This window comes from Nonomuraea africana, from assembly GCF_014873535.1.
GTDB classification, from domain to species: domain Bacteria; phylum Actinomycetota; class Actinomycetes; order Streptosporangiales; family Streptosporangiaceae; genus Nonomuraea; species Nonomuraea africana.
The window spans coordinates 6,209,636-6,226,411 of record NZ_JADBEF010000001.1 but is presented as its reverse complement, the minus strand read 5'-3'; the positions used below and the strand labels follow the sequence as shown (position 1 = coordinate 6,226,411).

At 70.3% G+C, this 16,776-nt stretch carries 16 protein-coding genes; 9 read left to right on the top strand and 7 right to left on the bottom strand.

Translation table 11 applies throughout. The annotated features are described in order from the left end of the window. The first annotated feature begins 184 nt into the window (after positions 1-184). From H4W81_RS29495 to H4W81_RS49525, 6 genes are all read left to right on the top strand, one after another. Entirely contained in the window at positions 185-790 is a 606-nt protein-coding gene (locus H4W81_RS29495; protein ID WP_192777809.1) for a sigma-70 family RNA polymerase sigma factor, read from the top strand. Beyond that, positions 787-1,053, top strand: a complete 267-nt coding sequence (gene rsrA / locus H4W81_RS29490) for a mycothiol system anti-sigma-R factor (protein WP_192777808.1) — start codon at positions 787-789, stop codon at positions 1,051-1,053. Before H4W81_RS29495 ends, rsrA begins: the two co-directional genes overlap by 4 nt. Before the next feature lie 452 nt (positions 1,054-1,505). Then, the gene (locus H4W81_RS29485) at positions 1,506-2,861 is read left to right on the top strand and encodes an HD-GYP domain-containing protein (RefSeq protein ID WP_192777807.1); all 1,356 of its coding nucleotides are present in this window, start codon (positions 1,506-1,508) and stop codon (positions 2,859-2,861) included. A 193-nt stretch (positions 2,862-3,054) separates the two neighbouring features. After that, positions 3,055-4,320 (top strand): HD-GYP domain-containing protein, encoded by a 1,266-nt coding sequence (locus H4W81_RS29480; RefSeq protein WP_192777806.1) that lies wholly within the window; start codon positions 3,055-3,057, stop codon positions 4,318-4,320. Between the two features lie 124 nt (positions 4,321-4,444). After that, positions 4,445-5,806, top strand: a complete 1,362-nt coding sequence (locus tag H4W81_RS29475) for an acetyl-CoA carboxylase biotin carboxylase subunit (protein WP_318782026.1) — start codon at positions 4,445-4,447, stop codon at positions 5,804-5,806. Positions 5,807-5,845: 39 nt separating this feature from the next. Continuing rightward, entirely contained in the window at positions 5,846-6,058 is a 213-nt protein-coding gene (locus tag H4W81_RS49525; RefSeq protein ID WP_318782025.1) for a biotin/lipoyl-binding carrier protein, read from the top strand. 9 nt (positions 6,059-6,067) lie between these two features. On the opposite strand, the gene H4W81_RS29470 is transcribed toward H4W81_RS49525, so the two are convergent. Beyond that, positions 6,068-6,445 (bottom strand): thioesterase family protein, encoded by a 378-nt coding sequence (locus H4W81_RS29470; RefSeq protein ID WP_192777805.1) that lies wholly within the window; start codon positions 6,443-6,445, stop codon positions 6,068-6,070. 230 nt (positions 6,446-6,675) lie between these two features. On the opposite strand from H4W81_RS29470, the gene H4W81_RS29465 reads away from it, so the two are divergent. Continuing rightward, entirely contained in the window at positions 6,676-8,271 is a 1,596-nt protein-coding gene (locus H4W81_RS29465; protein WP_192777804.1) for a serine/threonine-protein kinase, read from the top strand. A 25-nt stretch (positions 8,272-8,296) separates the two neighbouring features. Here the strand turns inward: H4W81_RS29465 and H4W81_RS29460 are convergent, their stop codons facing one another. Genes H4W81_RS29460 through H4W81_RS29450 form a run of 3 tightly spaced genes read right to left on the bottom strand, consistent with a single transcriptional unit; the run spans position 8,297 to position 11,752 of the window. Then, positions 8,297-9,943, bottom strand: a complete 1,647-nt coding sequence (locus H4W81_RS29460) for an acetolactate synthase (protein ID WP_192777803.1) — start codon at positions 9,941-9,943, stop codon at positions 8,297-8,299. Between the two features lie 45 nt (positions 9,944-9,988). Then, positions 9,989-10,762, bottom strand: coding sequence for an SAM-dependent methyltransferase (locus tag H4W81_RS29455; protein ID WP_192777802.1), 774 nt, complete (start codon positions 10,760-10,762; stop codon positions 9,989-9,991). Positions 10,763-10,783: 21 nt separating this feature from the next. Then, entirely contained in the window at positions 10,784-11,752 is a 969-nt protein-coding gene (locus H4W81_RS29450) for a thermonuclease family protein (RefSeq protein ID WP_192777801.1), read from the bottom strand. A gap of 68 nt (positions 11,753-11,820) precedes the next feature. Between H4W81_RS29450 and H4W81_RS29445 the strand changes: the two genes are divergently transcribed. After that, on the top strand, positions 11,821-12,432 hold the full coding sequence (locus H4W81_RS29445) for a hypothetical protein (protein WP_192777800.1): 612 nt from the start codon (positions 11,821-11,823) through the stop codon (positions 12,430-12,432). A 4-nt stretch (positions 12,433-12,436) separates the two neighbouring features. Here the strand turns inward: H4W81_RS29445 and H4W81_RS29440 are convergent, their stop codons facing one another. Next, on the bottom strand, positions 12,437-13,156 hold the full coding sequence (locus tag H4W81_RS29440) for a GntR family transcriptional regulator (RefSeq protein ID WP_192777799.1): 720 nt from the start codon (positions 13,154-13,156) through the stop codon (positions 12,437-12,439). A 380-nt stretch (positions 13,157-13,536) separates the two neighbouring features. Between H4W81_RS29440 and H4W81_RS29435 the strand changes: the two genes are divergently transcribed. Then, on the top strand, positions 13,537-15,048 hold the full coding sequence (locus H4W81_RS29435; RefSeq protein ID WP_192777798.1) for a sensor histidine kinase: 1,512 nt from the start codon (positions 13,537-13,539) through the stop codon (positions 15,046-15,048). Between the two features lie 133 nt (positions 15,049-15,181). Here H4W81_RS29435 and H4W81_RS29430 read toward each other — a convergent pair whose 3' ends face one another. Together H4W81_RS29430 and H4W81_RS29425 are read right to left on the bottom strand one after the other, a co-directional pair. After that, positions 15,182-15,436 carry a WhiB family transcriptional regulator gene (locus H4W81_RS29430; protein ID WP_183655868.1) on the bottom strand — a complete coding sequence of 85 codons (255 nt, stop codon included), beginning with the start codon at positions 15,434-15,436 and terminating at the stop codon, positions 15,182-15,184. A 278-nt stretch (positions 15,437-15,714) separates the two neighbouring features. After that, the gene (locus H4W81_RS29425; RefSeq protein WP_192777797.1) at positions 15,715-16,650 is read right to left on the bottom strand and encodes a diacylglycerol/lipid kinase family protein; all 936 of its coding nucleotides are present in this window, start codon (positions 16,648-16,650) and stop codon (positions 15,715-15,717) included. Between the last annotated feature and the right edge of the window lie 126 nt (positions 16,651-16,776).

The window sequence follows — 16,776 nt, the reverse complement described above, 5'->3', positions numbered from 1 at the left end:
AGACGCGCTCGCGGGTGTGTTGCAGACAAGCATGCTCGCTGTTGCCGAGGGCCGCGACCGCCTCGACGGTCGTCGGCTCATCCTGTCCGAACCCCTCCCCGGTGGCCTGGCGGCCACTGACGAGCGGGTATCCTCCCCTGAGTACGGTGTTCCGCCACAGCAGGCCACCGGCGATCTTAGGGGGGTGGGTCCGGTGCCCGCGACAGGCACGGAGACTCTGGAGCAGCGCAGCGAGCGGTTCGAGCGTGACGTCATGCCGTACCTCGAGCAGCTCTACTCCGCCGCGCTCCGGATGACCCGGAACCCGGCCGATGCCGAGGACCTGCTCCAGGAGACCTTCGCCAAGGCGTTCGCCTCCTTCCACCAGTTCCAGGAAGGCACGAACCTCAAGGCCTGGCTCTACCGGATCCTGACGAACACCTTCATCAACAGCTACCGCAAGAAGCAGCGGGAGCCGAAGCAGTCGGGCACCGAGGAGATCGAGGACTGGCAGCTCGCCCGCGCCGAGTCGCACACCTCGAGCGGGCTGAAGTCGGCCGAGATCGAGGCGCTCGAGCACCTGCCCGACGGCGACATCAAGGAAGCCCTCGCGGCGCTGCCCGAGGAGTTCAGGATCGCGGTCTACCTGGCTGACGTCGAAGGCTTTCCCTACAAGGAAATCGCCGACATCATGGGCACCCCGATCGGCACGGTGATGTCGAGACTCCACCGCGGCCGCAGGCAGTTGCGGACGCATCTCGAGGACTACGCTCGCGAGCGTGGCCTGGTCCCGGCGGAGGGATCCAAATGAGCTGTGGTGAGCCGCACGACACGGACTGTCGCGAGGTGCTCGACAAGGTCTACGCCTACCTAGACGGCGAGCTGGGCGAGGGCGAGTGCTTCGACATCAGAGTCCACCTCGACGAGTGCGGTCCCTGCCTGCAGGAGTACGACCTCGACAAGGCGGTGAAGGCGCTCGTCGCCAAGCACTGCGGCTGCGACCCCGTCCCCGACGACCTGCGCGCGAAGGTCCTCGACCGCATCGCCCGCGTACGCGCGGACCTGTCCGACTAGCCCCCGGCCACCGGGGGCGCCGGTTTCACCCCCACGCTTCGAGCGTGGTCGCGCGTCATCCCCGTTCCCGGGCTCTCCAACGTCTGCAGGCCCGCACCAATCGGCCCCACGGCGAGGCGGGCTCGCCGTACGCGGCCACCAGCCTGAGCGGTCAGACCTATCTGGTCGCTTTCATGGCCCTCTCCAGGGTCGCCGGCCGCGCATCTACCTCGGCGCCGGGCTGTCAACTGGCCTGAAGGGGACAGTGGAGTAGGTCCGGAGTCGCCGCAGGTAGTTGGTTGATTACGCTTTGCTTGCGATTCCCGAGTCGGCCCCCTGCCGCCGGACGACTTCTGTAGCGTGAGCCCCATGCGCACGTTGAAAGCACTGGCCGTTCCGGTGATTCCCCTGGTCGAGGGCGTTGACGCCGCCCCTCCAGGCGTCTCCTGGACTTAAGGGTCGCGAGGGCCGCCATGCGTGGACTGCCGTGGCCTGCGAAGGTCTACCTGGTCGTCGTCATCGGCGCGGCGGCCGTTCTGGTCGGGCGCATCGTCGTCGTGCCTGGACAGCTCGCCGGTGTCGGCGACTACGCCACCCTGCTCGTGCTCGCGCTGCTGTTCCTGGTGTGCGAGTCGATGCCGACCCTGCTCAACGTGGAGCAGTTCGCGGTCTCCGTCAGCTTCTCCGCCGCGCTGGCCGCGGTGGTGCTGGTGGGCCCCGAGGGCGCCGCGATCGTGGGGCTGACCGCCGTCCTGAGCGTACGGCCCGGCCTGCCGCTGGTGAAAAGGCTGTTCAACGGGGCCCAGTTCGCGATCTGCGGTTACGCCGCGGGCAAGGTCTACCAGTTCTTCGGCGGCGTCACAGGCGTGCCCAGGGTCAACGACTTCGAGGCGCTCGTCGGCCCCTATGCGGTGGCGGCCGCGCTGTTCGTCCCGCTCAACATCGTCCTGACGCTCACCATGGTGCGGCTGGCGAGCACCGAGCGGGCCGAGAGGATGCCCGCCAGGGGCATGGCGCAGTTCCTGCTGTCCTACTTCGGCTACGCGACCTTCGGGCTGCTGGTGGCGGGGCTGTGGGCGACGGTGGCGTCGATCTCGGCCGTGCTGGTGCTGCTGCCGCTCTTCATCGCCCGCTGGGCCTTCGGGCAGTACCACGCACAGCAGCGCTCCTACGACGCCACGATCGCCGCGCTCTGCCAGGCGGTCGAGACCAAGGACTACTACACGCGCGGCCACTGCACCCGGGTCTCGCTGGCCTCCACGATGATCGCCCAGGAGATCGGCATGGGCGCCGAGCGGCTGCGGGCCATCCGCTACGCGGGGATGCTCCACGACGTGGGCAAGCTGGGTGTGCCGACGAAGGTGCTGCAGAAGGACGGGCCGCTGACCGAGGAGGAGTTCGCGGCGATCCAGCTGCACCCGATGCGGGGGCTGGAGATCGTGCGCGGCATCGACTTCCTCGACGAGGCCTTCGCGGGCATCATGCACCACCACGAGCGCCACGACGGCAGGGGCTATCCGATGGGGCTGGCCGGCGACGAGATTCCGGAGTTCGCGCGGGTGATCGCGGTGGCCGACGCCTTCGACTCGATGACGTCCGACCGGTCCTATCGGGGGGCGCGTCCCGTCGAGGTGGCGGTGGCCGAGCTGCACAAGGGGGCGGGCACGCAGTTCGACCCGGTGATGGTGGCGGCGTTCGTGCGGGCGCTGGAGCGCGAGCCGTGGCAGCCGCCGCGCAAGGCCTCGCCACCGCCCACGGACGAGACCGAGACGACGACCAAGGACCACGACGACCCGACGATGCCGATCGAAGTGGTGAGCGGCCCATGACCCCCCGGCCGGCCGGCATCTCTCGGGGCGCCGCAGGTGTGACGCGGGCTGGGGTTCTCCTGGGACCGGCAGGTGTGACGCGGGCCGGGGTGGGTCGAAGGGGCGCCGGGGTGACGCGGGCCCGAGGTCTTCTGGGGGTGGACGGCGAGGCGGCGCGGGTGCGCGGCGCCGTACCGGATGTGGGTGTGGCACGGTGAACCGGGTCTTTCAGGGGCTCGACTCGGGGCAGCTGCTGCTGATCGCCGCCGCCGGCCTGGTGGCCGTCGCCGGGGTGGCGCACACCGCCGCCGTCGGGCTGGTCAGGCCCGACATCGCCGTCGGCTTCGGCGCGCTCATCGCGATCGGCGAGCTGGCCAGGCTGACGATGCCGGGCAACAGGGAGGTCGCGCCCATCGGCGCGGCCGCCGCGCTCGGCTACACGCTCCTGCTCGACCTCAGCGACGTCCCGCTCGACCACACCGCGCTGCAGGTGGTCGCCGTGATCGCGGTCGGGATGATCGCGGGGGCGCTGCCGCATCTCGCCGTGGGCCGCCCGCCCAGGCTCGACGCGATGGCCAGGAGGCTGCTCACCGGCGCGCTGCTGGCCTTCGCCTTCAGGCCGCTGGCCGGCACCCTCTACACGCTGACCCAGGAGCCGACGAAGACGTGGTGGCCCGCGCTGGTCGTCATGGTGGCGCTGATCGCGGTCGCCCTGCTGGCCGACGTGCTCATCGCCGCGATGCTGCGGGCCGAGCAGGTGCGCACCGCGTTCAGGGTCGCCGTCAGGGACGAGATCAGGATGGCGTTCCCGCTGGGCGCGGCCGTGGCCGCCTCGGGAGTGCTGCTCGCGCTGGCCTGCCACAGCATGGACCTGATGGCGCTGCTGGTGTTCGCCGCGCCGCTGCTGGTCACCCAGGTCGCCTTCCGCAAGTACGCCGGCATCCGCGCCACCTACCTGCAGACCGTGCGCGCCCTGTCGAGAGTGACCGAGGTCGGCGGGTACGTCGAGCCGGGGCACTCGCGCAGGGTGAGCAGGCTGGCCGTCGCGATCGGCAGGGAGCTCGGGATGGCCGAGCCCGAGCTGCTGGAGCTGGAGTACGCGGCGCTGATGCACGACATCGGGCAGCTGTCGTTGCGCGATCCCATCCCGGGAGGGGCGACCGTCCTGACCGATCCGGAGCAGGCGCGGCGCATCGCCGAGCTCGGCGCGGCGGTGATCAGGCAGACGGGCGTGCTCGACAGGGTCGCCGAGCTGGTCAGGAGACAGTGCGACTCGATCGCGGAGGATCCGCCGCTGTCGAGCAGGATCATCAAGGCCGCCAACGCCTATGACGACCTCGTCGGCGGATCCACCGACCGCGACCGGGCGGGGGCGGCTTTAGAGCGGCTGCGGCTCGGCATCGGCGGTGAGTACGACCCAGCGGTGATCGAGGCCATGGCCCGCGTCGTCGACCGCCTCGCCCCTGTGCATCGGCTCTAAGGCGGGAGCGCGACGGCCGCGTTTCACCTCGATCACTTTTGTGGGCTTCCTACAAGACGGGCTGTCCGGATCGGTGGTTTCGGGAGAAAGGGATCAGCCAAGAGGCGGTCGTAGGGTGGGCGTCGTGCTTAATGAGACGCTCGGAACCGTCCTGATCGCCAACCGAGGGGAGATCGCGCGGCGGATCATCCGCACGGTCAAGCGGCTGGGGCTGCGAGCCGTCGCGGTCCACTCCGAGGCGGACGCGGATCTGCCCTTCGTCACCGAGGCCGACGAGGCCGTGCTGCTCGGCCCCGCCAACCCGGCGCAGAGCTACCTCGACGTCGACAAGGTGCTCGAGGCCGCGCGCGCGACCGGCGCCAGGGCGATCCACCCCGGTTACGGCTTCCTCGCCGAGAACGCCGCCTTCGCCAGGGCCGTCATGGACGCGGGCCTGGTCTGGATCGGTCCCGCTCCCGAGGCGATCGAGCGGATGGGGGACAAGATCAACGCCCGCAACCTGATGGAGCGGGCCGGCGTGCCCGTCGCCGCGGGCACCCGCGAGCCGGTCACCGACCTCGAGCAGGCGCGGGCGCGCGCCGAGGAGATCGGCTACCCGGTCATGGTCAAGACCGCGGGCGGCGGCGGTGGCATCGGCATGAGCGTCGCCCACGACGACGAAGGGCTGGCCAAGGCGTTCGAGCAGGCCGCTCGGGCCGCGGCGCGCTTCGCCAGCGGCGACGTGCTCGACGGGCCCGCCGTCCTTCTCGAGCGCTACATCGAGCGCGCCCGCCACGTCGAGGTGCAGATCCTCGGCCTGCCCGACGGCACCGTGCTGGCCCTGGGCGAGCGCGACTGCTCCGTGCAGCGCCGCCACCAGAAGGTCGTGGAGGAGTCGCCGTCGCCCGGCGTCACGCCCGAGCTGCGCGAGCGCATGCTCGCCGCCGCCGTCAAGGCCGGCGAGGCCGTCGGCTACCTCGGCGCCGGCACGGTCGAGTGCCTCGTCGACGCCGACAAGCAGGACTTCGTGTTCCTGGAGATGAACACCCGCCTGCAGGTGGAGCACCCGGTCACCGAGCTGGTCACCGGGCTCGACCTGGTCGAGCTGCAGCTCAGGGTCGCGGCGGGGGAGAACCCCGAGGTGCGGCCGGAGGTGAGGGGCCACGCGATCGAGTTCCGCGTCTACGCGGAGGACCCCAAGCGCTTCTTCCCCGGACCCGGCGCGATCACGGTGTGGGAGGAGCCCTCCGGTGACGGCGTCCGCGTCGATTCCGGCTACGCTGCGGGCACCACGGTCACGCCGTTCTACGACCCGCTGATGGCCAAGCTCTGCGTGTACGGCCAGAGCCGCACGGAAGCGCTCGAGCTGGGCAGGAAGGCAGTGGAGGCGTTCAGGGTCGAAGGGCCGAAGAACAACCTGCCGTTCTGCGCCGAGCTGCTCGGCAACGCCGAGTTCGTCAGCGGCGAGTACGACACGGGCCTGGTCGGGCGCATGCGCGCCAAGTGACCGTGACACAGTTGAGGCATTGGAAAGAGGGGAGTTCCCGTGGCTGAGGTGCACGCCGAGATGGTGGCGAACGTGTGGAAGGTCGTCGTCGCCGAGGGCGACACGGTCGAGGAGGGCGACACTCTCGTCATCCTGGAGTCCATGAAGATGGAGATCCCCGTCCTGGCCGAGGACGACGGTGTGGTGTCGCAGCTGAAGGTGGCCGAAGGCGACGTGGTGCAGGAAGGCGACCTGATCGCCGTCATCGCCTGAGCGTTCGCCTCAGGAGAGCCGGCCGAGGAACTTCTCCCGATCGACCACCACCCGCTCGATCGTGCCCTTGCCCACGAGCTTGGCACGATCGCGGGCGGTGAAGCTGAACACCAGGCGCCTGCCGTCCACCGCGGTCAGCTCGGCGCTGATCTCGACGTGCGCGCCCACCGGGCTGGCGGCCAGGTGGTCGAGTTCGACGCGGGTGCCGACCGACGTCTCGCCCGGCGCGAGGTGGTTCCTGACGGCCTGCGTGGTCGCCATCTCCGCCAGCGCGAGCAGCCTGGGCGTCGCCAGCACGGGCACGTCGCCGCTGCCGACCTTGGCGGCGGTGTCCTCCCGCTCGACCATGATCAGCATCGAGGAGCGGAGGCCTGGCGCGAGCGTCATGACGCCAGGCTACTTGATCGAATCTCGCCTATCGGACGGACAGGAAAGCCTGTCAGGGACCAGGATAGGTTTGTACGGCTTGTGCCAATTATGTGGTGACAAAACAGGGACAAGCCTTACACTTCCAGAATTCCGTGACCTCTGCGTTACCTCGCCGCGATACAAATCCGCTTTGTTGGAGAACCCTGGGGTGGGAGAGGTTCCAGACGACAGGGGGTAACGGGGGAGACATGGTGGCCCAAGGGACGACGCTGGCGGGGCGATATCGCCTGGATACCCGCATCGGCGCCGGCGGCATGGGCGAGGTGTGGCGTGGCGAGGACATCGTCCTTGCCCGCACCGTCGCCGTCAAGGTGCTGCTTCCGGGCCGCACGGACGACCCCGGATTCGTCGCCCGCTTCCAGGGCGAGGCCAGGGCGATGGCGACGGTCAACCATCCGGGAGTCGTGGACGTCTACGACTACGGCGTGCACCAGGTGGCGGGCGCGGGGGCCACCGTCTACCTGGTGATGAAGTTCGTCGACGGCGAGGCGCTCGACCGGTTGCTGCAACGCCTCGGACGCATCGCGCCCGAACCCGCCATGGAGCTGATCGCCCAGGCGGCCGCGGCGTTGCAGGCCGTCCACGACCAGGGCATCGTGCACCGCGACGTGAAGCCGGGCAACCTGCTCGTGCAGCGCGACGGCACGCTGGTCATCACCGACTTCGGCATCGCCCGCCAGGACGTGGCCAACCGGCTCACCGACGCGGGCATGGTGCTGGGCACCGCGGCCTACTGCGCGCCCGAGCAGGCGGAGGGCGCCCCCGTGACGCCCGCCGTCGACATCTACGCGCTCGGCGTGGTCGCCTACGAGTGCCTGGTGGGCGTGCGGCCCTTCGACGGCGACAGCCCCGTCACGATCGCGCTCAAGCACATCCGCGAGGCTCCGCCACCGCTGCCCGCCGAGATCCCGCCCTCCGTACGGGCGGTCGTCGAGCAGGCGCTGTCCAAGGACCCCCTGCGACGCTTCCCGAGCGGTTCGGCGATGGCGGCCGCGGCCAGACAGGCGGTGCGGTCCGCGCAGTCCGCGGAGGCGGGCTCGCCGCCCTCGCTCACCGACCTCGCCCCCGTCACGGGCGCCACGATGGCGCCCGCGCCCGCCACCGGAGCCATCCAGCCGCCCGAGCACACCACGGCGACCGCGCCGGGGTCGCGGCGCGGGGCGCGCAGAGCGGCCAAGGCGACCAGCGGCCGAGGCGTGCTGGTGGCGGGCATCGCCGCGGTGGCCGTCCTCGGCGTGGGCGCCGGCGCGGTGGCGCTGACCGGCATGGACGGCACAGCCGATCCGGAGGTGACCCGTTCCCACGTCGCAGGCAGCGACTCCGCGTCACCACCGCCGACCAAGACCAGGACGGCGAGACCGCCGAAGCCCGATCCCACCGAGGACGTGACCCCGACCGAGCCGGAGCCCACCAGGCCGACCAGCAGGACGAGCCCGCCCAAGCCGTCCGTCACGCCGACGACCCCGGCGACACCCACGACGACACCGCCGAAGCAGCCGCAGGTGCCCAACGTGCTGGACATGTTCATCGAAGAGGCGACCAAGAAGGTCCATGCCTCCGGCTATCAGATCAGGGTCAAGGCCGAGATGGTGATGGAGCCCGACAGCTGCAAGAAGGTGGCGAAGCAGGTGCCCGGGCCGGGCAGGCCGCTGGCGAAGGGCAAGACGGTGATCGTCGACGTCGTGGGTGACATCTGCCCGCCGGGCAAGTCGCCGAGCCCGTCGCCCTCGACCACCCCGTCGCCGTCCACCTCGCCCTCGCCGACGATCACCGCCAAGCCCTAGACAGGGCCGGGCCCGCCGTCCTCCGCTACACCCCTGTGGTGTTGCGGGGGTAGGCGACCTGCGGGTCCGTGGCGATGTTCACCATGTAGGGCACGCCCGAGTCGAACGCCCGCTTCAGCGCGGGCCCGATCTCCGACGGCTTGGTGACCAGCTCGCCGCCGCCGCCGAGCGCGGTCACGACCTGGTCGTAGCGGGTGCCGGGACGCAGCTCCGCCGCCACGTCGTAGCCGTACAGCATCTGCATGGGGTGCTTCTCCAGCCCCCACATGCCGTTGTTGCCGCACACCATGACCACCGGCAGGTCGTGCCGTACGAGGGTGTCGACGTCCATCAGCGAGAAGCCCGCGGCGCCGTCGCCCAGCAGCAGCACCACCTGGGAGGAGGGCCTGGCCAGGCGGGCGGCGATGGAGTAGCCGAGGCCGGTGCCGAGACAGCCGTAGGGGCCGGGGTCGAGCCAGTTGCCCGGCTGGCGCGGCTCGACGTACTTGCCGGCGTAGGAGACGAAGTCGCCACCGTCGCCGATGACCACCGCGTCGTCGGCGAGCACCTTGCCCAGCTCGCCGTAGACGCGCATGGGGTGGATGGGATCGCTGTCGGCACCCAACAGGTCGGCGTCGCCCGAAACGGCCGCAGCGGCCGCCTCAGAGAGCGTGGAGAGCCATGGGGCGTAGCGGGCGGGTTTCACGCCTGCGTCGCCACAGGCCGCGCCAAGGCTCCAGAAGACCAGCGACAGGTCGCCCGCGGCGGCGGCGGCCGGCTGCATGTGGGTGGCCAGCTGGGACGGCGCGTCGGCGAGATGGACGACACGGGCCGGCGGCGCGCCCTCCTTGCCGCCGAACCAGCCGTAACCGAGGCGGAAGTCGAGCGGGGTCCCGACGACGATCACCAGGTCGGCCTGGCCGAAGGCGAGACCGCGAGCGCGGGTGACGAGCAGCTCGTGGCCGGCGGGCAGGATGCCGCGGCCCTGGCCGTTGGGGATGACGGGCAGCCGCCACGCCTCGACGAAGTCGCGGGCGGCCTCCTCGGCGCGGTCCATCCAGACGTCCGAGCCGAGCACGACCACCGGCCGCTCGGCCTCGGCCAGCAGCGCCGCCACGCGGGCGAGGGCGTCGGGGTCCGGCTCGTACGGCGAGGGCGTCTGCGTCTCGGCCCGGTGCATCTGGGCGGGCGCGAAGAGGTGGTCCATGAAGAAGTCGACGAACACCGGGCCCCGGTGCGGCGCGACGGCCGTGCGGAAGGCCATCTCGACGTCCTGGCCGATCGAGTCGGCGCCCGAGGAGGTGAAGGCCAGCTTGGTGATCGGCTCCAGCAGCGGCGGGTGGTCCATCTCCTGGAGCGCGCCGCTGCCCCAGCGCGACTGGGGCGCGCGGCCGCCCATGACGACGACGGGCGAGCCGTTGAAGTGCGCCGTGGCGACGCCGCTGACGCCGTTGGTGATGCCGGGGCCCGCGGTGAGCACGGCCAGGCCGGGCTTCCTGGTCAGCCGGGCCGTCGCCTCGGCGGCGAACACGGCGCTCTGCTCGTGCCTGACGTCGAGGATGCGCATGCCCTCGTGCACGGCGCCGTCGTAGAGGGGGAAGACGTGCCCGCCCGAGAGGGTGAACATCGTCTCGATGCCATAGGCCTTGGCGACGGCGACAGCGGCGTCACCTGCGTGCTTCGCGGACTCCATGGCCCGGAACCTACCAGGCAGCCAGAGTTCCAAACAGGGAGCGCGTCAGGGCTTGCGCCCGACCGCTCCGTAACCGTCCACCTCCGGGGGAATGATTCCCTCGGGCCGCCACCGCGTCACCGAGACCAGCCCTGGCTCCACCAGTTCCAGCCCGTCGAAGAAGCGGGCCAGCTGCTCAGGGCTGCGCTGGATGTACGGCAGCGCGCCGCTCTCGTTGTACTGCCGATGCGCCTGCCTGTTGGCCTCGCTGTGCACGTTGGTGCCGTCGTTGAGCGCCAGGTAGCTGCCCGAGGGCAGCGCGTCCAGCAGCCTGCGGACGATAGACAGCGCGGTCTCGTCGTCGGTCACGTGGCCCATGATCCCGCTGAGGTTGAGCGCGATCGGCCGTGCGAAGTCGAGCGTCTTGGCGGCCGCCGTGATGATCACCTCGGGCTCCCGCACGTCGGCGTCGACGTAGTCGGTGGCGCCCTCGGGCGTGCCCACGAGCAGCGCGCGGGCGTGGCTCAGCACGAGGGGGTCGTTGTCGACGTAGACGACGCGTGACTCGGGCGCGATCCGCTGGGCGATCTCGTGGGTGTTGTCCGCGGTGGGCAGTCCGGTGCCGACGTCGAGGAACTGCCTGACGCCCGCCTCGGCGGCCAGCCACGTGATGGTCCTGTGCAGGAACGCCCTGGAGGCGCGGGCGCCCATGGCCATCCCGGGGAAGATCTTCAGGAACTCCTCGCCCGCGATCCTGTCGATCTCGTAGTTGTCCTTGCCGCCGAGCCAGTAGTTCCAGATTCGGGCGGAGTGCGGCACGGTGGTGTCGATGTCCCTCATGTCGACAACCTAGCGATCTTGTCAGAGCGGCGGAACGGACCAGCCCTTCTCGTGGAAGAGGGGGGCGTGCTCGGCGTTGACGAACAGCCGGTCCTCGGGGTTGGGCACGCGGAAGTAGCTCTGCGGGTGCATCAGCTCCCTGGAGTTGTCCGACAGGTCGAGCACGTACCGGTCAGGCGCCCTTCGCTGGGCGAGGAAGCGCAGCTCGAAGGCGTGCAGCAGGAGCGGGTTCGCGTGGTCCCACAGGGCGAGGCCGGCCTGCCGCGCCGCCTGCACCGCGTGCCTGGCGCGGCCGAGCGCGCCCGCCTCGGCGATCGCGCGGGCCGTCCCCGGCTTCGGGACGGCGTCGGCCACCCTGCCCTCCTGGCGGACGAACGGGTCCACGTTCGGCCAGATGAAGTACGGCATGACGTGGCCGGCCGCGAGCATCCGCTCGTTGTAGGGGTCAGGGCGGGGCTTCAGCTTCTGCTCGCGGTTGACGTAGCACAGCAGCCTGCCGTACCTGTCGAGGATCTCGTGCGCGAAGGCCAGCCTGAGCCTGAACGTCTCGTTGGTCAGGCCCTGCTCGGTGATGTCGCCCTGGACCATGTCCTTGAGCGCCTGGGTGGCCGGCGCGGCGTGGACGGCGTGGTTGGCCGCGGCCTGCGGCCCCACCTTGGTGAGCAGGTGGTTGTGCAGCGCGGTGCGCAGCGCCAGCTCCTTGTACCCCTTGGCGAACGGGTCGGTCAGGAAGTCCGTCCAGGCCGGATGTTCGATCTTGACGAAGCTCTTGGGGTGGTCGGGGAAGTCGGGGTTGCGCGGCAGCTCGAAGCTGACCTCGGGGGCGTCCACGCCGAGCATGCGGACGCCGAAGTTGCCGTCGGCGGCGATGTTGATCGTGTCGCCGTCGTGCACGATCTTGTCGACCGGCTGGGGCACGCCCTTGGAGCGGGCCAGGAGCGCGTGCCCGACCGTGATGCCGGGCACGGGTTGTTCGATCGCCTTAGCCATGCCTGCATCTTCTGCTTCAAATCGCGTTTTGTCGCCAACTTCACGAAGAGTCGTCGCGTCTACTAGGCATGGGGATGATGACAACGGGGGCGGCGCTCTTGACCGCCGCGGCCACGCTGCTCGGCGGCGCCACGACCACCCTGCCGAAGGGCTTCCTGCTGTGGGAGGGCAGATCCAGCGGCTGGGACATCTGGGAGGTGTCGGACAGGGCGTCGATGCCGCTGATGCTCGATGCCTGCCACGACAGCTACTGGGCCAAGCGCGGGGGCGTCGAGAAGGGCCGCGTGGCGGCCAGGACGGTCTACCGCCAGCAGGAGATCGAGATCGGCGGCGAGCAGGTCGCGCTCTACCAGGAGGAGTCGGGCGCCCGCGCGGCGATGGACGCCATGCGGGCCGAGCTGAAGCGCTGCGCCTCGCGCGGCAACGGCATCGAGCGCATCAGCTACTACAGCAAGCCGCTCAAGCTGGGCGACGAGGCCGTGCGGGTGGGGGCCCGCTACTGGGAGGGCGGCCTGCGCCAGGTCGCGGTGCGCAGGGGCGCGGCGATCATGGTCTACACCGAGACCGCGTGGCCGACCCCCTCGCTGCCGATGGGCGAGTTCGCGACGCTGCTCAAGGACGCCAAGGAGATGTCCAGGAAGGTCTGCTGGCTGCCCGAGGCCGGGTGCCAGAACACCTGATCCGCTAGGGACGGCGCAGCCTGGTGACGAACTTGTACCTGTCGCCGCGGTAGAGCGACTGGGCCCACTCCACGGGGTTGCCGTCGGCGTCGAACGCGTGCCTGGTCAGCAGCAGCATCGGCAGGCCCACGTCGACGCCGAGCATCTGCGCGTCGTACGGCGTCGCCAGCACGGTCTCGATGACCTCCTCCGCGTCCGTCAGCCGCACGCTGTAGGCGTTGTGCAGCGTCTCGTAGAGCGAGGAGTGCACCTCGAGCTCGCGCCGCAGCCTGGGGAAGCGCCTGGCGGACAGATGGGTGGTGTCGATCGACACCGGCTCGCCGTTGGCGAGCCTGAGCCGGTGGATGCGCAGCACCCTGCCGCCGGGGTTGATCGCGAGCCGTCGCGCCAGCGCCTCGTCGGCCGTGATGTAGCTGATGTCGAGGATCTTGGTGTCCGGCTCCAGGCCCGCGGTGCGCAGATCGCCGATGTAGGAGGTGAGCTGGAGCACCTGGGCGACCTTCGGCTGGGCGACGAAGGTGCCCTTCCCCTGGATGCGTACCAGCCTGCCCTCCACCACCAGCTCCGTCAGCGCCTGGCGGACGGTGGTGCGGGACGTCTCGAAGCGCACGGCGAGGGTGCGCTCGGGCGGCAGCGAGCTGCCCGGCGTGAGGCTCTTGGTGAGCTCCAGCAGGCTCCGTTTGACGTCGTAGTACTTGGGTACGCGAGGGGGTTCTTCTGTCACGCTCTCACCTTCACTCCAGCCACGGCGGTGAGGGCGTGTCTGATCACCGCGAGATCATCGGAACTCAGATTGGCCCGAGCGGTCAACCGCAGGCAAGTGCGGTCCGCGGGTATGCGGGCGTGGCGGTCGAGCCCGCAGGACGTGCTCGCCCCATCGCGCGCGTATCCGGGCAGCTCGGGCTGATTGTGAAGGATATCCATCGCCGCACGTGCGACGGCAACCGAGTCCGCTGTCAGGGCCGTGGCGACCACCTCCTGGGCGCGGGACCGCCGTGCGGTGTGACGGTTCTCACAATGTGAGATGCCCCAAAAATTGGGCTGTTGTACCCTCGCGCGGCGTGCGAGTTGGTTGTTAGGGCCGAAAGCACGCATGATGCACTCGTGCCGACTCTCAGCGACCTGGTCGTCCGCCACACCGCGCTCGACGCGGCGGACCTCGACTGGCTGCACTCGCTCGTCTCCGACTGGCAGCTGCTCGCCGACCTGTCGTTCGCCGACCTCATTCTCTGGGCTCCGCTGCTGGAGCGCAGGGGGCCGGGCGTGCTGGACGAGCCGGGCACGGGCGGGGACCAGGGCTGGATCGCGATCGCGCAGATGCGTCCGACCACCGGCCCGACCGTCTACCACGACGACATCGTCGGCACCGTCGCCGCCAAGGGCGAGCGCCGGCTGATCGACACCGCCTGGAACGAGCGGCGCATCTGCCGTGAGGGCGATCCCGACTGGTCCACGGGCGTGCCGGTCCGCGAGGAGACCATCCCCGTACGGCGGGCGATGCCCAACGGCGAGGGCCGCTTCCTCGGCGTGATCCAGCGCTCGACCAACCTGTCGTCGGCCCGCACGCCCTCTCGCCTGGAGCTCACCTACCTGCAGAGCGCCTCCGACCTGGCACAGATGGTGGCGGAGGGGCGCTTCCCCTTCTCGGGCGAGGAGCCGATCCTGGTCCGCTCGCCCCGCGTCGGCGACGGCCTGCTCAGGCTCGACCGCGCGGGCAGGGTGACCTACGCCTCGCCGAACGCGCTGTCGGCCTACCGCCGCCTCGGCCTGCACGCCGACCTGGTGGGGGCCGAGCTGGGGAGGCTGACCGCCGCCCTCTGCTACACCGACGAGCCGATCAACGAAGACCTCATGATCGTGGCCAGCGGGCGCGCGGCCAAGGAGACAGAGGTCGAGTCGGGCGGCACGATCGTGCAGCTCCGAGCGATCCCGCTGATCGTCGGCGGCGGTCGCATCGGCGCGCTGGTGCTCATCCGCGACGTCACCGAGCTGCGCAGGCGCGAGCGCGAGCTGATGACCAAGGACGCCACGATCCGCGAGATCCACCACCGCGTCAAGAACAACCTCCAGACCGTCGCCGCCCTGCTGCGCCTGCAGGCGCGCCGGCTGCAGGTCCCCGAGGGACGCGAGGCGCTCGAAGAGGCGGTACGGCGGGTCGGCTCGATCGCCATCGTGCACGAGACGCTGTCGATGGCGCCGGAGGAGTTCGCCGACTTCGACGAGATCGCCGACAGGGTCATCGCGATGGCGGGGGAGGTGTCGGCGCCGGAGGCGGCGGTGACGCCGCGGCGGGTCGGCACGTTCGGGGTGCTGCCCTCGATCGTCGCGACCCCGCTGGCGATGGCGCTGACCGAGTTGCTGCAGAACGCCCTGCAGCACGGCAGGCCCCGGCGGCTTCAGGTCGTCGTCGAGGCCAGGGGCGACAGGCTGAACGTCGTGGTGTGGGACGACGGGCGCGGCCTGCCCGCCGACTTCGATCTCGACAGCACCACCAGTCTCGGCCTGCAGATCGTGCGCACGCTCGTGGAGGGAGAGCTGTCGGGCAAGCTGACCATCGAGCCGCGTTCTGGGGGCGGGACCGAGGTGACGCTGTCGATCCCGCTGCCCACCTCGTGACCCCTCGGGGTCACCTGCCTGGCGGGAACATCTCACTCGCCAGGCGTCGTGTGGTGCGGTCAGGCAGTGTTCGGGTCAAGCATGGTCAGGTCAAGCATGGTCAGTGAAGCATGGCCGGGTCGGGATGGTCGGGTCAGGCGGTGGCGCGGGCGCGGGCACGAGCGTTGCGGCGCTTGAGAGCGCGGCGCTCGTCCTCGCTGAGACCGCCCCAGACCCCGGCGTCCTGACCGGACTCCAGGGCCCACTTCAGGCACGAGTCCACGGCCGAACAGGAACGGCAGACCTGCTTGGCCTCTTCGATCTGCATGAGCGCGGGGCCCGTGTTGCCGATCGGGAAGAACAGCTCAGGGTCCACGTCACGGCAGGCAGCTCGGTGGCGCCAGTCCATGCGTCCACTCCTTCGTAGATGGAGCCGCTGTGCCCGGCTCCGTGCGGTCTACTTTGTGAAGACTTTCACTAACTAGCGCGAGCATTTACCCGTGATCCTGTTTGGATCCGGGGGGATCGTCCGCGCCCCGCCGGTAGGGCCTCGGGATAGTTAAAGGTCCTACGTTCCGACGTCAGTGATGAGACTTCCAGCCACGCTGAGTACACGCAAGAGGTTTGGCCCTAAGTTTTGGTGGATATGGATGTCGGATGCATCACACAATGACCGAATGTAACCACCTAGACCAGAACTTGTAACGCATTCGGGATAGACCGGAACGTAACGGACTCGCGTTCGCCCAGGTAGTCACCGTCGAGCTGGAAGGCGACGGGGCGGTCGGCGGAGAGGGTGAACTCGGCCTCGTCGTGCAGCTGGACGAGGTGCCTGCCGTGCGGAAGCGTGTCACGCTCCGTGAGGATCTGCTTGATGATCGAGACCATCGAGGGCAGCCCCATCCGCTGGAGCCCCAGCAGGTCGAGGCCGGTCTCGAAACTCGCCCACGGGGTCGGCTCGACCGGACGCGTGCCCACGTAGGTCCACGGCGAGGTGTTGCAGATGATCGCCATGAAGACGCCCTCGGCCGCGGGGATGCCGGGCCCCTTCACCGTCATCGCGGGGTGGCGCTTGTCGGTGGCCAGATAGTGGCGCAGGGCGGTGTTCACGTAGCGTGCGGGGGTCGCCTTGCGGCCCGCGCCGCGCAGCCCCTCGACCGCGCGGATGACCTCGGCGTCGTAGCCCATGCCCGAGCAGAAGGTGAAATAGCGGCTCTCGCCCTCCCATAGGGCCTGGCCCAAACCGACCTCCCTGTGACGGCCTTCGCGCAGCGCCTCCAGTGCCGCGCCGGTGGCCTCCACGGGGTCGTTGGGCAGGCCGAGGGCGCGGGCGAAGACGTTGGCGCTGCCGCCGGGGATCACGAGGAGCGACGGGCGCTCGGCCCTGCCACCCGCGTCGAGCAGGCCGTTGACGGTCTCGTTCACGGTGCCGTCGCCGCCGAGCACGGCGACGGTGTCGTAGCCCTTGGCATGGGCGGTGCCGGCCAGCGCCGCGGCGTGCCCCCGGTAGCGGGTCTCCTCGACGGTCAGGTCGACGGCCGCGCCCAGCGCGCGGATGAGCACATCACGCGTGCGCCGATTCGTCGTCGTCGCCTTGGGGTTGACCAGGAGCATCGCGCGCATACGGCCAGCGTAGCCGGTGATCGATGTCCGTCTTGTCCGTATAGCGGGCTTGGGTGTGTCCGCTGCGGGGGAGCGGCCGCCGTCTCCTGCGGTCGGGCTCTGCCGTCGATCGGCTCGCGCGCCGCG